Genomic DNA, 15,760 nt, shown 5'->3' with positions numbered 1-15,760 from the left:
CATGGCGACAGCGTTCAGTATTTACAACACTTGGGCCTCAATCCTGTTGGGCGAAGCGACTTTCGGTCGGGAGCGCTGTTCGTCAGGCCTCGGAATAGAGCCGCGGCACCCGACGCAGGTTGCAGAAGATCTGGTATGGAATCGTGTCGGCGGCCGCCGCGACGTCACTGGCGAGGATATTTTTGCCCCACAATTCGACGGGCGAACCGAGGCCGGCTTGCGGCACATCGGTCAGGTCGACACAGAGCATGTCCATCGATACCCGCCCCAGTAACTGACTACGCTGCCCGGCTACCAGCACCGGTGTGCCGCTCGGGGCCTGGCGCGGATAACCGTCGGCGTACCCCATCGCCACCACCCCCACACGCATCGGCTTGGGGGTAACGAATTTCGCGCCGTAACCAATCGGCTCACCGGCCGGCAGTTCACGCACGCAAATCACTTTAGATTCCAGGGTCATCACCGGTTGCAGGCGGGACGCCACGGCATTGGCCTCTTCGAACGGCGTCGCACCATAGAGCATGATGCCCGGGCGCACCCAATCGCTCGGAATCTGCGGCCAACCGAGCACCGCCGGCGAGTTACGCAGGCTGATTTCGGCCGCCAACCCCTGACGCGCCGCCTCGAATACCGCGACTTGATCGATGCTGGCCTGGCAGTGCAGCTCATCGGCGCGCGCGAAGTGACTCATCAGCACGATCTTCGCCACTTTGCCGCTGGCCAGCAGCCGTTGATAGGCCGCCTGGTAATCCGCCGGATGCAGGCCGACCCGATGCATGCCGGAGTCGAGTTTGAGCCAGACCGTAATCGGTCTGCTCAGCGCGGCTTTTTCGATGGCTTCGAGCTGCCACAGCGAATGCACCACGCACCAGAAGTCGTGCTCGACGATCAGCGCCAGCTCATCGGCTTCGAAAAAACCTTCCAGCAGCAACACCGGCGCACGAATGCCGGCGGCGCGCAGCTCCAACGCTTCTTCGATGCACGCCACGGCGAACCCGTCCGCCTCGGCTTCCAGCGCCTGGGCACAGCACACCGCGCCATGGCCATAGGCATCGGCCTTGATCACCGCGAGGGCACGGGCCCCCGTGACTTCACGGGCAATCCGGTAGTTGTGACGCAGGGCTTGAAGATCGATCAGGGCACGGGCAGGACGCATGGCGGCAGACTTCTAGTCGGTCATTGAAAAAAAACCGGCGCTGGCTGACAGCGTGAACCGCCAACAGCACCGGGAGAGGGATCTTTCTGAATTACTTTAGGGTGCCGCGTTTATGGCAGCGCGGCGACAACCGACAGCTCAACCAGGATTTGCGGTTCGCACAGCTTCGCTTCGACCGTCGCGCGGGCCGGTGCGACGCCTTTGGGCAGCCACTGGTCCCACACCGAATTCATGCCTGCGAAGTGCGCTTCGATGTCTTTCAGGTAAATCGTCACCGACAGCAGGCGGTTTTTGTCCGTCCCCGCCAGATCCAGCAAACGCTCGATGTTGGCGAGGGTCTCACGGGTCTGCTGTTCAATCCCGGCGCTCATGTCGTCGCCGACCTGCCCTGCCAGATACACGGTACCGTTATGGACGACGATCTGACTCATGCGTTCATTGGTGAGCTGGCGCTGGATTGACATGTTTTGCAGACTCCTTGAGGTTGTTGCCATAACGGGAAATATCGAGGCCTTCGGCGCTGATCTGCGGCGTTCTCTTGGCCATCAGGTCAGCCAGCAATCGACCGGAACCGCAGGCCATGGTCCAGCCGAGCGTGCCGTGGCCCGTATTCAGGAACAGGTTTTTGAACGGCGTGGCACCGACAATCGGCGTACCGTCCGGGGTGGTCGGACGCAGACCGGTCCAGAAACTCGCCTCGGCCAGATTGCCGCCCTGAGGATAAAGGTCGTTGACGATCATCTCCAGGGTTTCGCGTCGACGCGGGTTCAGCGACAGGTCAAAACCGGCGATTTCCGCCATGCCGCCGACGCGGATGCGGTTGTCGAAACGGGTGATCGCCACCTTGTACGTTTCGTCGAGAATGGTCGACGTCGGGGCCATCGCCGGGTTGGTGATCGGCACGGTCAGCGAGTAACCCTTGAGCGGGTACACCGGCGCCCTGATGCCCAGCGGCTTGAGGAGTTGTGGTGAGTAGCTGCCGAGGGCCAGCACGTAGCGGTCAGCGGTTTCCAGCTTGCCGTCGATCCACACGCCGTTGATGCGATCACCGGCGAAGTCGAGGCGCTGGATGTCCTGGCCGAAACGGAATTCCACACCCAGTTTCGTGGCCATCTCGGCCAAGCGGGTGGTGAAGATCTGGCAGTCGCCGGTCTGGTCGTTCGGCAGGCGCAAGGCCCCGGCGAGAATGTCGGTAACGCTGGCCAGGGCCGGTTCAACCCGGGCAATGCCGGCGCGGTCGAGCAGTTCGAACGGCACGCCGGACTCTTTCAGCACAGCGATGTCTTTGGCGGCGCCATCAAGCTGCGCCTGGGTGCGGAACAGCTGGGTAGTCCCCAGGCTACGGCCTTCGTAGGCAATGCCGGTTTCGGCGCGCAATTCGTCGAGACAGTCGCGGCTGTACTCGGACAGACGGACCATGCGCTCCTTGTTCACCGCGTAGCGGCTGGCGGTGCAGTTGCGCAGCATCTGCGCCATCCACAGGTATTGGTCGACGTCGGCGGTGGCCTTGATCGCCAATGGCGCGTGACGCTGCAACAGCCACTTGATGGCTTTGAGCGGCACACCCGGTGCGGCCCACGGTGAGGCATAACCCGGCGAAACCTGCCCGGCATTGGCGAAACTGGTTTCCATGGCCGGCGCTGGCTGACGGTCCACGACCGTCACTTCAAAGCCGGCTCGTGCCAGATAATAGGCACTGGCGGTACCGATGACGCCGCTACCCAAGACCAGAACGCGCATTTTCATATCCCTCATCGCGGCTTACCGCTGACGTTTATTGTGCAGACCTAAGATGTGGGCAGTTTAAAAAAGATTAGCCAGTGCTTTTCACTATATAAGTGCCTATATTTGGCGACAATTCTCGGCAAAAACCCTTTTCACGGAGGCGCATCCCCTATGCGGACCAACACACAAACCAAACGTGAGCTGGACAAGATCGACCGCAATATCCTGCGGATCCTGCAAGCGGACGGGCGCATTTCCTTCACCGAACTGGGGGAAAAGGTCGGCCTCTCCACCACGCCCTGCACCGAGCGGGTACGGCGCCTGGAGCGCGAAGGGATCATCATGGGCTACAACGCCCGGCTGAATCCGCAGCACCTCAAGGGTAGTCTGCTGGTGTTCGTCGAGATCAGCCTCGACTACAAATCCGGCGATACTTTCGAAGAGTTCCGACGCGCGGTACTGAAATTGCCCCACGTTCTGGAATGCCATCTGGTGTCAGGGGACTTCGATTACCTGGTGAAAGCGCGGATTTCCGAGATGGCCTCGTACCGCAAACTGCTGGGCGACATCCTGCTCAAGCTGCCCCATGTGCGCGAATCCAAGAGCTATATCGTGATGGAAGAAGTGAAAGAGAGCTTGAGCCTGCCAATCCCGGATTGAGCCCCACACCCCTACACCAACACCTGCCGGGTACTGGCCATGTATTCGTGAATCTGCTTCTCGACCCGCGGATGAATCAGCTCCACCGGCCGCCGCCCATTGGGGCAAGGTAACGTCTTGGTGGTACCGAACAGACGGCAGATCAGCGGTCGCTCGTCATACACCGTGCAGCCGTGGGGGCCCAGATGGACGCAATTGAGTTCGTCCATCGCCGCGTCCTGCTCGGCCCGGGTCTTGCGCGGCAGGCGGGACATTTCTTCGGGCGAGGTGGTGACCGGTCCACAGCAGTCATGACAGCCGGGCACGCACTCGAAGGTGGGAATCTGCTGGCGCAGCGTGCGAATTTTCTGACTGTTGCAGCTCATCGAAGCGGTGACCGAATGCGAAATAGACCGGGATTCTGACGCAAAAACCCCAATCCAGACAGCGCCAACCGACCAGTGTTGCCCGCATTCGAAGGAGCGGCTTATGCTCCGTCAACTTTTTCAAACACACGCATCAGGACGACGTACATGAACGCCCCCGTTCAGCAACCTGTCCCAAACCACCGACACGTGGCCTCCTATTACGCCGCCAGCAGCCTGCCGCAGCCCGACCTTCCGGTGCTCATTGGTGAGCTGGTCGCGGACGTGTGCGTGGTGGGCGGCGGGTTTTCGGGACTGAACACCGCGCTGGAACTGGCCGAACGCGGTTTTAGCGTGGTGCTGCTGGAAGCACACAAGATCGGCTGGGGCGCCAGCGGACGCAATGGCGGGCAATTGATTCGCGGCGTCGGCCATGGCCTCGATCAGTTCGCCAATGTGATCGGTGCAGACGGTGTGCGTCAGATGAAACTGATGGGCCTGGAAGCGGTGGAAATCGTCCGACAGCGGATCGAGCGTTTTCAGATCCCTTGCGATCTGACTTGGGGCTACTGCGATCTCGCCAATAACGCCCAAGATCTGGAAGGTTTTGCCGAAGACGCCGAAGAATTGCGCAGCCTCGGTTACCGTTACGAAACCCGTCTGCTGCAAGCCAACGAAATGCACAGCGTGGTGGGTTCCGACCGCTACGTCGGCGGCTTGATCGACATGGGCTCCGGGCATCTGCACCCACTGAACCTGGCACTGGGCGAAGCGGCAGCCGCCCGGCAATTGGGCGCGAAGCTGTTCGAACAATCGGCGGTGACCCGCATCGATTATGGCTCCGAGGTCAAGGTCCACACCGCCCAGGGCTCGGTCCGCGCCAAGGCCCTGGTGCTGGGCTGCAACGCCTACCTCAACGATCTCAACCCGCAACTCGGCGGCAAGGTGCTGCCCGCCGGCAGTTACATCATCGCCACTGAGCCCTTGAGTGAAGAGCAGGCCCACGCGCTGCTGCCGCAGAACATGGCGGTCTGCGATCAACGGGTGGCGCTGGATTATTACCGACTCTCGGCGGACAGACGCTTGCTGTTCGGCGGCGCCTGCCATTATTCAGGGCGCGATCCGAAGGATATCGCCACATACATGCGACCGAAGATGCTGGCGGTGTTCCCGCAGCTGGCCGGGGTGAAAATCGACTATCAATGGGGCGGGATGATCGGCATCGGCGCCAATCGCCTGCCACAGATCGGTCGACTAAAGGACCAACCGAATGTGTATTACGCCCAGGCCTATTCTGGCCACGGCGTAAACGCCACGCACCTGGCGGGCAAGTTGTTGGCCGAGGCCATCAGCGGGCAGCACAGCGGTGGTTTCGATCTGTTTGCCAAGGTGCCGCACATCACCTTTCCGGGGGGCAAACATTTGCGTTCGCCGTTATTGGCCCTGGGGATGTTGTGGCATCGACTTAAAGAGTTGGTTTGAGGAAGATGATCGTTCCCTCGCTCCTGCGTGGGAATGCATCCAGTGACGCTCTGCGTCACAGCGGACGCGGAGCGTCCGGGGCGGCATTCCCACGCAGAGCGTGGGAACGATCAACAGTACTAGATCCGCCAGAAGGGTTTAAGCCCCTCTTCCCGTGCCTGGGCCCGACTCAAACCGATGTCTTTCAATTGTTCCGGCGTTAGCTCCAGCAACGCCTTGCGCGTGTGCAGACGATGCCAGAACAGACCCCAGCGATTCAGGCCGGACGGTGCGTTGCGCATGACCGCCTCGCGCGCGCCGTTTTCTTGCCCTGCCGCCAGTTCCTGACTGCGTAACGTCAGCCGCACATCGCTCAAGCCGTTCATTTTCATTGCTCCTGTTTACTTGGGTAGCCAGAGCTTTCATGATGCGCGGACGGCAAAAAGCATTACAGATTCAACAGAGCCCTATTAACTCCATACAGATTTCCTGTTTCAGCCTCTGAATCGCTTATTTTTGCCCAATCTGTATTGGTTAACAGAACCACCCAATAGCGAGACTGCGCCATGACCCTTTACGTCAACCTCGCCGAGTTGCTCGGCACACGTATCGAACAGGGTTTCTATCGCCCCGGCGACCGGTTGCCCTCGGTGCGGGCGCTGAGTGTCGAACACGGGGTCAGCCTGAGCACGGTGCAGCAGGCCTATCGAGTGCTGGAAGACGTGGGTTTGGCGATGCCCAAACCCAAATCCGGCTACTTCGTGCCCGTGAGCCGCGAGCTGCCGGAACTGCCCGTCGTTGGCCGCCCCGCTCAACGACCGGTGGATATTTCGCAGTGGGATCAGGTGCTGGAATTGATCCGTGCCGTGCCGCGCAAGGATGTCGTGCAACTGGGCCGCGGCATGCCGGACATCACCACGCCGACGATGAAACCACTGCTGCGCAACCTGGCACGAATCAGCCGTCGACAGGATATGCCCGGCCTGTATTACGACAACATCTACGGCACCCTCGAACTGCGCGAACAGATCGCCCGCTTGATGCTCGATTCAGGTTGCCAGTTGAGCGCCAGCGATCTGGTGGTCACCACCGGTTGTCACGAAGCGCTGTCCACCAGCATCCGGGCCATTTGCGAGCCCGGCGACATCGTGGCGGTAGATTCGCCGAGCTTTCACGGCGCGATGCAGACGCTCAAGGGGCTGGGCATGAAAGCCCTGGAAATCCCCACCGACCCGCTCACCGGCATCAGCCTCGAGGCTTTGGAATTAGCGTTGGAGCAATGGCCGATCAAGGCCATACAGTTGACCCCCAACTGCAACAATCCGCTGGGTTACATCATGCCGGAACCGCGCAAACGTGCGTTGCTGACACTGGCACAGCGTTTTGACGTGGCGATTATTGAGGACGATGTGTATGGTGAACTGTCCTACACTTACCCGCGCCCGCGCACGATCAAATCCTTCGACGAAGACGGCCGCGTCCTGCTCTGCAGTTCCTTTTCCAAGACCCTGGCACCGGGCCTGCGCATTGGCTGGGTCGCGCCGGGCCGCTATCTGGAACGGGTGCTGCACATGAAATACATCAGCACCGGTTGCACCGCGCCGCAACCGCAAATTGCAATTGCCGAATTTCTAAAGGCCGGTCACTTCGAACCGCATTTGCGGCGAATGCGCACTCAGTACCAGCGCAATCGCGACACGATGATCGATTGGGTCACCCGCTATTTCCCCGCAGGCACCCGGGCCAGCCGCCCGCAAGGCAGCTTCATGCTGTGGGTCGAACTGCCGGAGGGCTTCGACACCCTGAAACTCAATCGTGCGTTGCATGATCAAGGCGTACAGATTGCCGTCGGCAGCATCTTTTCCGCCTCAGGCAAATACCGCAATTGCCTGCGAATGAACTACTCGGCCAAACCCACACCGCAGATCGAAGAAGCGGTGCGCAAGGTCGGCGCGGCGGCGATAAAACTGCTGGCGGAAATCGACTGACCTTTCTTTGGGATCCAGCGTCCATATGCTAACAATGGCCGCCACCGGAACATTCCCCGTGAGAATCAGACAGCCCCTGCTTGCTCTTCTGTTACTCGCCTCGTTCCTGGGTGGCTGCGCGACGTTCAACGTCCCTCGCGAACCGAGTCAGGCTCTGCCTGCGGCGGACTCGGCATTCGGCCGTTCGATCCAGGCCCAGGCCGCGCCTTATAAAGGCCAATCGGGTTTTCGCTTGCTCTCCGATAGCGCCGAGGCCTTCACCGCCCGCGCCGAGCTGATTCGCCACGCCCAAAGCAGCCTTGATTTGCAGTACTACATTGTCCACGACGGCATCAGCACCCGGATCCTGGTGAACGAATTGCTCAAAGCCGCCGATCGCGGCGTACGGGTGCGGATTCTGCTCGACGACACCACCAGCGATGGCCTGGACCGGATCATCGCGACCCTCGCCGCGCATCCGAAGATTCAGATTCGCGTGTTCAACCCGCTTCACCTGGGCCGCAGCACCGGCGTCACGCGAACCATGGGCCGGTTGTTCAACGTATCGCTGCAACACCGGCGCATGCACAACAAACTGTGGGTGGCGGACAACAGCGCGGCAATCGTTGGCGGGCGTAACCTGGGGGACGAGTATTTCGATGCCGAGCCCAACCTGAATTTCACCGACATCGACATGCTCAGCGTCGGCCCGGTTGCAGAACAGCTGGGGCACAGCTTCGACCAGTACTGGAACAGCGCTTTGAGCAAGCCGATCGAGCAGTTTCTCTCGAGCAAGCCGACCGCCAGGGATCTGAGAAACACCCGGACCCGACTGGACGAATCCCTGGAGGAGACGCGCAAACAGAATCACGCGCTCTATCAACAGCTGATGACCTACACCACTCATCCGCGCCTGGACGCCTGGCGCCGGGAACTGATCTGGGCTTCGAACCAGGCGCTTTGGGACGCACCGAGCAAGGTACTGTCCGACGGCGAACCTGACCCGCACTTGCTGCTGACCACCCAGTTGGCACCTGAACTCAATGGGGTCAGCAAAGAGCTGATCATGATCTCGGCCTACGTCGTCCCCGGCCAACCGGGGCTGGTGTACCTGACCGGTCGCGCCGATGCCGGGGTGTCGATCCGTTTGCTGACCAACTCACTGGAAGCCACCGATGTACCCGCCGTGCACGGTGGTTACGCGCCTTATCGCAAAACCTTGCTGGAGCATGGCGTGCAGTTGTTCGAATTGCGCCGCCAGCCAGGCGACAACGGTGGCAGCGGCAGCGGATCGAACCTGTTTCACAGCGGATCATCCTACCAAAGCTCCGACTCCAGCCTGCACAGCAAGGCAATGATCTTCGACCGGCAAAAAGCTTTCATCGGCTCGTTCAATTTCGACCCGCGCTCAGTGCTGTGGAACACCGAAGTCGGGGTGCTGGTGGACAGCCCACAACTCGCCGGACGTGTGCGCGAACTGGCGCTGGAGGGTATGGCGCCTGCCCTCAGCTATCAGGCTCGATTGGAAAAAGGCCAGATCATCTGGGTCACCGAAGACGACGGCCAGCAGCACACATTGACCAGGGAACCGGGGAGCTGGTGGCGACACTTCAATTCGTGGCTCAGCAATGTGATCGGCCTGGAGAAGATGCTGTAACTTAAATTGCCAGGATCTATGCCGGCTGCACTACCCCGAACGCCCCTTGCCGCGACACCAGAATCACCAACCCCAACGCACCCGCCGCCATCAACAACGGCAAGGCATGCCCGCTGATCCATTGGCTCCCGGCACCGGCCGCCAAGGGCCCGATCAGGCAGCCGATCCCCCACAGCTGCGCGATATGGGCATTGGCCCGCACCAGCGCATCGTCGCGATAACGCTCACCGATCAGGATCAGCGACAAGGTGAACAGACCGCCAGCACTGGCGCCAAACAACACCCAGAGCGGCCAGATCAGCAGCGTGTCGATCAGCAACGGAATCGCCAGGCTCGACAGCAGCAAAAGCATCGCGCAACCGGTGAATAACGTACGCCGCGACACACGATCAGCCAGCGCACCAATCGGCAATTGCAGCAAGGCATCCCCCACCACCACCGTACTGACCATCGCCAGGGCGATTTCCGTGGTGAAGCCTTGACGCAGACAATAGACCGGCAGCAAGGTCAGGATCATCGCTTCGAACGCGGCAAACAGCGACACCGCCCAGGCAATGGCCGGCAGGCCGCGACAGAAGGACAACAAGTCACCGAGGGTTACGCTGCAGGCTTCGCTGGTGGGCGCGCCGCTGCGGCCCAGCAGCAGGAACGGTGACGTCATCAGCAAACCGACACCGACCCAGAAGCCGTAATCGTGCTCGGCGCCCAACACACCCAACAGTAACGGCCCGGCCAGCTGACTCAGTGCATAGCTGCTGCCATACAGCGCCACCAATCGGCCGCGCCATTGCTCGACCACCAGTTGGTTGATCCAGCTTTCACCGAGGATGAAGACGAGGGTCAGGATCACCCCGATCATCAACCGCAGCACCAGCCAGATCGGGTAGCTCGGCCACAGCGCCAGCAAGCCAATGGACACCGCCCCGGCCCACAGGCATAGGCGCATCAGATTGGCCGTGCCGAGACGGGCCGCGAGATGGCTGGAGATCTTCGCACCCAGCAGTACGCCAATGGCCGGCATCGCCGCCATCACGCCGATGGCGAACGAGCCGTAACCCCAGCCCTCCAGCCGCAGCGATACCAACGGCATGCTGACGCCCAGGGCCAGGCCGACACTCAAGACAGACGCCAAGACGGCGAAATAAGTCGCCCAACGCATGTTCCACGCTCCTGTGGATATTTTATGTACAGCACAAAACAGTGTGGGAGCGAGCCTTTGTGGCGAGGGGGCTTGCCCCCGTTGGGTCGCGGAGCGGCCCCAAAACCTGCGTCTGCGGTGTATCAAGTACACCGCATGCAATGGTCTTGCGCCTGCTTCGCAACCGAACGGGGGCAAGCCCCCTCACCACAAAAACCCGCCCCCACAAGGGATCTGCGTCGTTCAGGAGCCCGATTTACTGCCGGGCTCCCTCACTGGCTTACAACTTGATCCAGGTCGCCTTCAGCTCGGTGTACTTGTCGAACGCATGCAGCGACTTGTCGCGACCGTTGCCGGACTGTTTGAAACCACCGAACGGTGCGGTCATGTCACCGCCATCGTACTGGTTGATCCACACGCTACCGGCGCGCAGTGCCTTGGCGGTGAGGTGAGCCTTGGAGATGTCCGTGGTCCATACCGCAGCCGCGAGGCCATAAGGGGTGTCGTTGGCAATCGCAATGGCTTCTTCGGGTGTATCGAAGGTAATCACCGACAGCACCGGGCCAAAGATTTCTTCCTGGGCAATTTTCATCGCGTTGCTGACACCGTCGAAAATCGTCGGCTCAACGTAGGTGCCCCCGGTTTCCTGAAGAATGCGCTTGCCGCCAGCCACCAGCTTGGCGCCATCGGTGTGGCCGGATTCGATGTAGGACAGCACGGTGTTCATCTGCTGGGTATCCACCAGCGCGCCGACATTGGTTGCCGGATCCAACGGATTGCCCGGTTTCCAGGCCTTGAGGGCCTCGATCACCAATGGCAGGAATTTGTCCTTGATCGAACGCTCAACCAGCAGGCGCGAACCGGCGGTGCAGACTTCGCCCTGGTTGAAGGCAATGGCACTGGCAGCGGATTCGGCAGCGGCTTGCAGGTCCGGCGCATCGGCAAACACGATGTTCGGGCTCTTGCCGCCAGCTTCGAGCCAGACGCGCTTCATGTTCGATTCACCGGAGTAGATCATAAGTTGCTTGGCGATCTTGCTCGAGCCGGTGAACACCAGGGTGTCGACGTCGTTATGCAGGGCCAGAGCCTTGCCGACGGTATGACCGTAACCCGGCAGCACGTTCAGCACACCTTTCGGAATGCCGGCCTCAACCGCCAGCGCTGCAATGCGAATAGCCGTCAGCGGTGATTTTTCGGAAGGCTTGAGGATCACCGAGTTACCGGTGGACAGCGCCGGGCCGAGTTTCCAGCAGGCCATCATCAACGGGAAGTTCCACGGCACGATCGCGCCGACCACGCCAACCGGCTCGCGAGTCACCAGCCCCAGCTGATCGTGCGGGGTGGCGGCGACTTCGTCGTAGAGCTTGTCGATGGCCTCACCGCTCCAGCTCAGGGCTTGCGCCGCGCCGGGAACGTCGATGTACAGGGAGTCGCTGATCGGCTTGCCCATGTCCAGGGTTTCGAGCAGGGCCAACTCTTCGGCATGCTGTTTCAACAAGCCGGCAAAACGAATCATGGTGGCTTTGCGCTTGGTCGGCGCCAGGCGCGACCAGACACCGGAATTGAACGTGGCGCGGGCGTTTTCCACGGCACGCTGGGCGTCGGCGGCGTCACAGCTGGCAATCTTGCCCAGCAGACGGCCATCGACCGGACTGATGCACTCGAAGGTCTCGCCGGAGACTGCATCGGTGTATTCGCCATTGATGTAGGCGCGGCCTTCGATCTTCAGATCGCGAGCCCGTTGTTCCCAGTCGGCACGAGTCAGGGTGGTCATACGAGTGTCCTCCTCTTATTGAATACGAGCGCCCCGCGTTCTTCGCGGGCACGGTCAGGAATTCTGCCCGGCCAGCCTGCTTTTCGGCTCAAGGCAACCGTTACCCTAAACCAGCGGCAGGTGAAGTTTCAATATATTTGACATAAGGCCGGTAAACGACCTTGCGATGTTCATTTTAATAAACATAGACTGTCAATTTTCCAGCCAGTGCGCCGTAATCACGGGGGAATACCAGCATGAGCATTCAGGATATCGTCGATTTCAGCCAGGTCATCACCCAGCCCGATCGCTACCGGCCAGACCCGGCCAAAGTCCTCAAGGGCGACCCCGAACAAGCGGTGTACAACCATTACAACAGCCCTTGCGGCCAGATGAGTGCAGGCGTTTGGGAAGGCGACGTCGGCCAGTGGCGGGTGAACTACACCGAGCACGAATACTGCGAAATCGTTCAGGGGGTTTCAGTGCTGCGCGATGACGACGGAGCCGCCAAGACCCTGCGCGTGGGCGATCGCTTCGTGATTCCGGCCGGTTTCAAAGGCACCTGGGAAGTGCTGGAGCCATGCCGCAAGATCTATGTGGTGTTTGAACAGAAGGCCTGAGGATTTGTGTTGTCCCCGCCGACAACAAAAAAGGCCCGTATCTCGCGATACGGGCCTTTTTTGTAAGGAGGAAAAATCAATTACTTGATTTTGCCTTCTTTGTAGATCACGTGCTTGCGAACAACCGGATCATATTTCTTGATCTCGATTTTGTCCGGAGTAGTGCGCTTGTTCTTGTCGGTAGTGTAGAAGTGACCAGTACCGGCGCTCGAAATCAAACGAATCAATTCACGCATGATTAGCTCCCTTAAACCTTGCCATCGCGACGAAGTTCGGCCAGCACGACACTGATGCCACGCTTGTCGATGATGCGCATGCCTTTGGCAGATACGCGCAGACGCACAAAACGTTTCTCTTCTTCAACCCAGAAGCGGTGATGCTGCAGGTTCGGCAGGAAACGACGACGGGTTTTGTTGTTTGCGTGGGAAATGTTATTCCCAGTCACCGGACCCTTACCGGTAACTTGACAGACTCTCGACATGCCTCAGCCCTCTAAAACCACATGCCCAACCCGGCATGGGTTGGCCGCTTAATCTCTCAGTCATTTGGCGCCAGGCGCCGCGTTTCTTTAAGGGTCTTACCGGCTACACCTACAAGCGAAGGAACCGGGCCCCTAGAAAAGAGCGCTGCTTTATACCAGAAAGACCAGAGAGCAACAACAACCGGTGTGCATTGAGTTGATAAAAACCCTGTTTTTCGGGCGTCGAATGCCTTGGGCAAAGGCTGCGCCCGATAGTGACCGCTCGTCGCAGAGAATCGGCCAACGGGCCAATTCAGGATTTTACTCGACCGTCACTCACCGAAAACAATCGCCTATCCTCCCCCCAAAATGAAAAAGGGGATAGTCATTTGCAAAAGAGCCCACTAGGGTAGGCTTTTTCCAGACTGCACTTGCAGATGGGCCTTCGATCTGTAAAGGAATCCGACCATGCGCCTTGCTGCCCTACCGCTGCTGCTCGCCCCGCTTCTACTGAGCCCCCTGGCCCATGCCGCCGCCCTGAGCGTCTGCACCGAGGCCAGCCCGGAAGGGTTCGATGTGGTGCAATACAACTCGCTGACCACTACTAACGCCACGGCCGACGTACTGATGAACAGCCTGGTGGACTTCGATACGGCCAGCGGTAAAGTGGTTCCCAGCCTCGCGGACAGTTGGGAAGTCACGCCCGACGGCCTGACCTACGTCTTCAAATTGCACCCGCAGGTGAAATTTCACCGCACCGAATATTTCAGCCCGACGCGCGACCTGACCGCCGAAGACGTGAAGTTCAGTTTCGACCGCATGCTCGACCCGGCCAACCCGTGGCACAAGGTTGCCCAGAGCGGCTTCCCGCATGCCCAGTCGATGCAATTACCGGCGCTGATCAAGAAGATCGACGCGCTGGACCCACTCACTGTCCGCTTCACCCTCGACCACCCGGATTCGACGTTCCTGCCCACCCTGACCATGGGCTTCGCCTCGATCTATTCGGCCGAGTACGCCGACCAGTTGATGAAGGCCGGCACGCCGGAAAAACTCAACAGCCAACCGATCGGCACCGGCCCGTTTATCTTCACGCGCTTCCAGAAAGACGCCTCGATTCGCTACAAGGCCAATGCCGACTATTTCCGTGGCAAGCCATCAGTTGACCCGCTGATCTTCGCCATCACCCCGGACGCGAATGTGCGTTTGCAGAAACTGCGCCGCAACGAGTGCCAGATCGCCCTGTCGCCCAAACCGCTGGACGTACAGGCTGCGAAGCAGGAACCGACCCTGAAGGTGGAAAAAACCGACGCGTTCATGACCGCGTTCGTCGGGATCAACAGCCAGCATCCGCCGCTGGACAAACCTGAAGTACGCCAAGCCATCAACCTGGCGTTCGACAAGGCCAACTACCTCAAGGCCGTGTTCGAAGACACCGCCGAACCTGCCAATGGCCCCTACCCGCCCAATACCTGGAGTTACGCCAAAAACCTGCCGGGCTATGCCCATGATGTCGAGAAAGCCCGGGCATTGATGGCCAAGGCCGGGCTCAAGAATGGCTTCCAGACCACCCTCTGGACTCGCCCTTCCGGCAGCCTGCTGAACCCCAACCCGAGCCTCGGCGCTCAATTGCTTCAGTCTGATCTCGCGGAAATCGGCATTCAGGCCGAGATTCGCGTGATCGAATGGGGCGAACTGATTCGTCGCGCCAAGGCCGGCGAACATGACCTGCTGTTCATGGGCTGGGCCGGCGACAATGGTGACCCGGACAACTTCCTCACACCGCAGTTTTCCTGCGCGGCGGTCAAATCCGGCACCAACTTCGCCCGCTACTGCAACCAGGATCTGGACAAGCTGATCAGCGCCGGTAAAACCACCAGCGAGCAAGGTGTACGCACCAAGCTCTACGAACAGGCTCAGACGCAGATCCAGCAACAGGCGTTGTGGCTGCCACTGGCCCACCCGACGGCCTTCGCGCTGACGCGCAAAGACGTCAAAGGCTATGCAGTCAGCCCATTTGGTCGCCAGGACTACTCAAAAATCAGCTTCAAGCCATAAGCTACCAGCGGCAAGCTCAAGCATTCCGCGCACTGCTCTGGCTTGCCGCTTGAAACTTGAAGCTTGCCGCTGTTCCCCTTACATCCACCCATACTCGGCCATGGACAGCGGATCGCCGTCACCGACGATGAAATGGTCGAGTACCCGCACATCGATCAGGTCCAGCGCTTCTTGCAGACGCTTGGTCAACATTCGATCAGCTTGGCTGGGATTGGGATTACCCGACGGATGGTTGTGGCAGAGGATCAGCGCTGCGGCGTTGTGGGCCAACGCGCGCTTGACCACCTGACGCGGATAAACGCTGGTGCAATCGATAGTGCCGCGAAACAATGATTCAAACGCCAGCACTCGATGTTTCGAGTCCAGAAACAGGCAGCCAAACACCTCATGAGGTTCGTGCCGCAACATCGACTTCAGGTAATCACGCACGGCCAGCGGATTCTCCAGTACCGAGCTATGGCGCAAGCGCTCAGCCAGATGCCGCCGGGCCATTTCCAACACTGCCTGCAACTGCGCAAATTTTGCCGGCCCGAGCCCCAACTGCCCGCTGAAGGTTTTCAGTTCGGCCTCCAGCAAGGCGCGCAAGCTACCAAATTGATTCAACAGATGCCGAGCCAAGTCCACCGCGCTTTTGCCGGACACGCCCGTTCGTAAAAATATGGCCAGAAGTTCGGCGTCCGAAAGACTCGCCGCTCCTTGCTCTAGTAACTTCTCCCGCGGCCGCTCCGCCGCCGGCCAATCGCGAATACTCATAACACCTC

Annotated in this window: 16 protein-coding genes; 6 read left to right on the top strand and 10 right to left on the bottom strand. The window is 60.0% G+C overall.

Annotated elements, in window-relative coordinates; translation table 11 throughout:
- Positions 1 to 82 precede the first annotated feature (82 nt).
- The 3 genes from alr to dadA all read right to left on the bottom strand — a co-directional run bounded on the left by alr (position 83) and on the right by dadA (position 2,896).
- Positions 83 to 1,156: an alanine racemase gene (gene alr, locus HCU66_RS14340; protein ID WP_205889102.1), complete on the bottom strand. Its 1,074-nt coding sequence runs from the start codon at positions 1,154 to 1,156 to the stop codon at positions 83 to 85.
- A 110-nt stretch (positions 1,157 to 1,266) separates the two neighbouring features.
- The gene (locus HCU66_RS14335) at positions 1,267 to 1,620 is read right to left on the bottom strand and encodes a RidA family protein (protein WP_205889101.1); all 354 of its coding nucleotides are present in this window, start codon (positions 1,618 to 1,620) and stop codon (positions 1,267 to 1,269) included.
- Positions 1,592 to 2,896 carry a D-amino acid dehydrogenase gene (gene dadA, locus HCU66_RS14330; protein WP_205889100.1) on the bottom strand — a complete coding sequence of 435 codons (1,305 nt, stop codon included), beginning with the start codon at positions 2,894 to 2,896 and terminating at the stop codon, positions 1,592 to 1,594. Before dadA ends, HCU66_RS14335 begins: the two co-directional genes overlap by 29 nt.
- A gap of 156 nt (positions 2,897 to 3,052) precedes the next feature.
- Here dadA and HCU66_RS14325 point away from each other — a divergent pair, with 156 nt between their 5' ends.
- On the top strand, positions 3,053 to 3,541 hold the full coding sequence (locus HCU66_RS14325; RefSeq protein WP_003177284.1) for an Lrp/AsnC ligand binding domain-containing protein: 489 nt from the start codon (positions 3,053 to 3,055) through the stop codon (positions 3,539 to 3,541).
- A gap of 11 nt (positions 3,542 to 3,552) precedes the next feature.
- On the opposite strand, the gene HCU66_RS14320 is transcribed toward HCU66_RS14325, so the two are convergent.
- Positions 3,553 to 3,906, bottom strand: a complete 354-nt coding sequence (locus HCU66_RS14320; protein WP_205889099.1) for a YkgJ family cysteine cluster protein — start codon at positions 3,904 to 3,906, stop codon at positions 3,553 to 3,555.
- A 147-nt stretch (positions 3,907 to 4,053) separates the two neighbouring features.
- On the opposite strand from HCU66_RS14320, the gene HCU66_RS14315 reads away from it, so the two are divergent.
- The gene (locus HCU66_RS14315; RefSeq protein ID WP_205889098.1) at positions 4,054 to 5,367 is read left to right on the top strand and encodes an NAD(P)/FAD-dependent oxidoreductase; all 1,314 of its coding nucleotides are present in this window, start codon (positions 4,054 to 4,056) and stop codon (positions 5,365 to 5,367) included.
- Between the two features lie 119 nt (positions 5,368 to 5,486).
- On the opposite strand, the gene HCU66_RS14310 is transcribed toward HCU66_RS14315, so the two are convergent.
- The gene (locus HCU66_RS14310; RefSeq protein ID WP_205889097.1) at positions 5,487 to 5,732 is read right to left on the bottom strand and encodes a DUF1127 domain-containing protein; all 246 of its coding nucleotides are present in this window, start codon (positions 5,730 to 5,732) and stop codon (positions 5,487 to 5,489) included.
- A 180-nt stretch (positions 5,733 to 5,912) separates the two neighbouring features.
- Here HCU66_RS14310 and HCU66_RS14305 point away from each other — a divergent pair, with 180 nt between their 5' ends.
- Together HCU66_RS14305 and HCU66_RS14300 are read left to right on the top strand one after the other, a co-directional pair.
- Positions 5,913 to 7,334: an aminotransferase-like domain-containing protein gene (locus tag HCU66_RS14305; RefSeq protein WP_205889096.1), complete on the top strand. Its 1,422-nt coding sequence runs from the start codon at positions 5,913 to 5,915 to the stop codon at positions 7,332 to 7,334.
- Between the two features lie 58 nt (positions 7,335 to 7,392).
- On the top strand, positions 7,393 to 8,970 hold the full coding sequence (locus HCU66_RS14300; RefSeq protein WP_205889095.1) for a phospholipase D-like domain-containing protein: 1,578 nt from the start codon (positions 7,393 to 7,395) through the stop codon (positions 8,968 to 8,970).
- A 16-nt stretch (positions 8,971 to 8,986) separates the two neighbouring features.
- Here the strand turns inward: HCU66_RS14300 and HCU66_RS14295 are convergent, their stop codons facing one another.
- Together HCU66_RS14295 and HCU66_RS14290 are read right to left on the bottom strand one after the other, a co-directional pair.
- On the bottom strand, positions 8,987 to 10,129 hold the full coding sequence (locus HCU66_RS14295) for an MFS transporter (RefSeq protein ID WP_205889094.1): 1,143 nt from the start codon (positions 10,127 to 10,129) through the stop codon (positions 8,987 to 8,989).
- A 259-nt stretch (positions 10,130 to 10,388) separates the two neighbouring features.
- A complete protein-coding gene (locus tag HCU66_RS14290; RefSeq protein ID WP_205889093.1) occupies positions 10,389 to 11,882 on the bottom strand; it encodes an aldehyde dehydrogenase in 1,494 nt (497 codons plus the stop codon).
- Positions 11,883 to 12,118: 236 nt separating this feature from the next.
- Between HCU66_RS14290 and HCU66_RS14285 the strand changes: the two genes are divergently transcribed.
- Positions 12,119 to 12,481 (top strand): cupin domain-containing protein, encoded by a 363-nt coding sequence (locus HCU66_RS14285; protein ID WP_205889092.1) that lies wholly within the window; start codon positions 12,119 to 12,121, stop codon positions 12,479 to 12,481.
- Positions 12,482 to 12,561: 80 nt separating this feature from the next.
- Here HCU66_RS14285 and rpmG read toward each other — a convergent pair whose 3' ends face one another.
- Entirely contained in the window at positions 12,562 to 12,717 is a 156-nt protein-coding gene (gene rpmG / locus HCU66_RS14280) for a 50S ribosomal protein L33 (protein ID WP_003177274.1), read from the bottom strand.
- Positions 12,718 to 12,728: 11 nt separating this feature from the next.
- Positions 12,729 to 12,962 carry a 50S ribosomal protein L28 gene (rpmB, locus tag HCU66_RS14275; RefSeq protein ID WP_003177273.1) on the bottom strand — a complete coding sequence of 78 codons (234 nt, stop codon included), beginning with the start codon at positions 12,960 to 12,962 and terminating at the stop codon, positions 12,729 to 12,731.
- A 447-nt stretch (positions 12,963 to 13,409) separates the two neighbouring features.
- On the opposite strand from rpmB, the gene HCU66_RS14270 reads away from it, so the two are divergent.
- On the top strand, positions 13,410 to 14,999 hold the full coding sequence (locus HCU66_RS14270; protein ID WP_205889091.1) for an ABC transporter substrate-binding protein: 1,590 nt from the start codon (positions 13,410 to 13,412) through the stop codon (positions 14,997 to 14,999).
- Between the two features lie 78 nt (positions 15,000 to 15,077).
- Here the strand turns inward: HCU66_RS14270 and radC are convergent, their stop codons facing one another.
- Complete coding sequence (radC, locus tag HCU66_RS14265) at positions 15,078 to 15,752, bottom strand: RadC family protein (RefSeq protein ID WP_205889090.1); 675 nt, start codon at positions 15,750 to 15,752, stop codon at positions 15,078 to 15,080.
- Between the last annotated feature and the right edge of the window lie 8 nt (positions 15,753 to 15,760).

The organism is Pseudomonas frederiksbergensis (genome assembly GCF_017114915.1).
Classification (GTDB): domain Bacteria; phylum Pseudomonadota; class Gammaproteobacteria; order Pseudomonadales; family Pseudomonadaceae; genus Aquipseudomonas; species Aquipseudomonas frederiksbergensis_I.
The sequence above is the reverse complement of the archived record's forward strand: the minus strand, read 5'-3'. Positions and strand labels throughout refer to the sequence as shown.

Coding starts and splice junctions, on each gene's coding strand:
- HCU66_RS14305 (WP_205889096.1), top strand. CDS start 5,913: ATGACCCTTTACGTCAACCTCGCCGAGTTGCTCGGCACACGTATCGAA.
- HCU66_RS14335 (WP_205889101.1), bottom strand. CDS start 1,620: ATGTCAATCCAGCGCCAGCTCACCAATGAACGCATGAGTCAGATCGTC.
- HCU66_RS14320 (WP_205889099.1), bottom strand. CDS start 3,906: ATGAGCTGCAACAGTCAGAAAATTCGCACGCTGCGCCAGCAGATTCCC.
- dadA (WP_205889100.1), bottom strand. CDS start 2,896: ATGCGCGTTCTGGTCTTGGGTAGCGGCGTCATCGGTACCGCCAGTGCC.
- rpmB (WP_003177273.1), bottom strand. CDS start 12,962: ATGTCGAGAGTCTGTCAAGTTACCGGTAAGGGTCCGGTGACTGGGAAT.
- HCU66_RS14295 (WP_205889094.1), bottom strand. CDS start 10,129: ATGCGTTGGGCGACTTATTTCGCCGTCTTGGCGTCTGTCTTGAGTGTC.
- radC (WP_205889090.1), bottom strand. CDS start 15,752: ATGAGTATTCGCGATTGGCCGGCGGCGGAGCGGCCGCGGGAGAAGTTA.
- HCU66_RS14315 (WP_205889098.1), top strand. CDS start 4,054: ATGAACGCCCCCGTTCAGCAACCTGTCCCAAACCACCGACACGTGGCC.
- HCU66_RS14325 (WP_003177284.1), top strand. CDS start 3,053: ATGCGGACCAACACACAAACCAAACGTGAGCTGGACAAGATCGACCGC.
- HCU66_RS14285 (WP_205889092.1), top strand. CDS start 12,119: ATGAGCATTCAGGATATCGTCGATTTCAGCCAGGTCATCACCCAGCCC.
- rpmG (WP_003177274.1), bottom strand. CDS start 12,717: ATGCGTGAATTGATTCGTTTGATTTCGAGCGCCGGTACTGGTCACTTC.
- HCU66_RS14270 (WP_205889091.1), top strand. CDS start 13,410: ATGCGCCTTGCTGCCCTACCGCTGCTGCTCGCCCCGCTTCTACTGAGC.
- HCU66_RS14310 (WP_205889097.1), bottom strand. CDS start 5,732: ATGAACGGCTTGAGCGATGTGCGGCTGACGTTACGCAGTCAGGAACTG.
- alr (WP_205889102.1), bottom strand. CDS start 1,156: ATGCGTCCTGCCCGTGCCCTGATCGATCTTCAAGCCCTGCGTCACAAC.
- HCU66_RS14290 (WP_205889093.1), bottom strand. CDS start 11,882: ATGACCACCCTGACTCGTGCCGACTGGGAACAACGGGCTCGCGATCTG.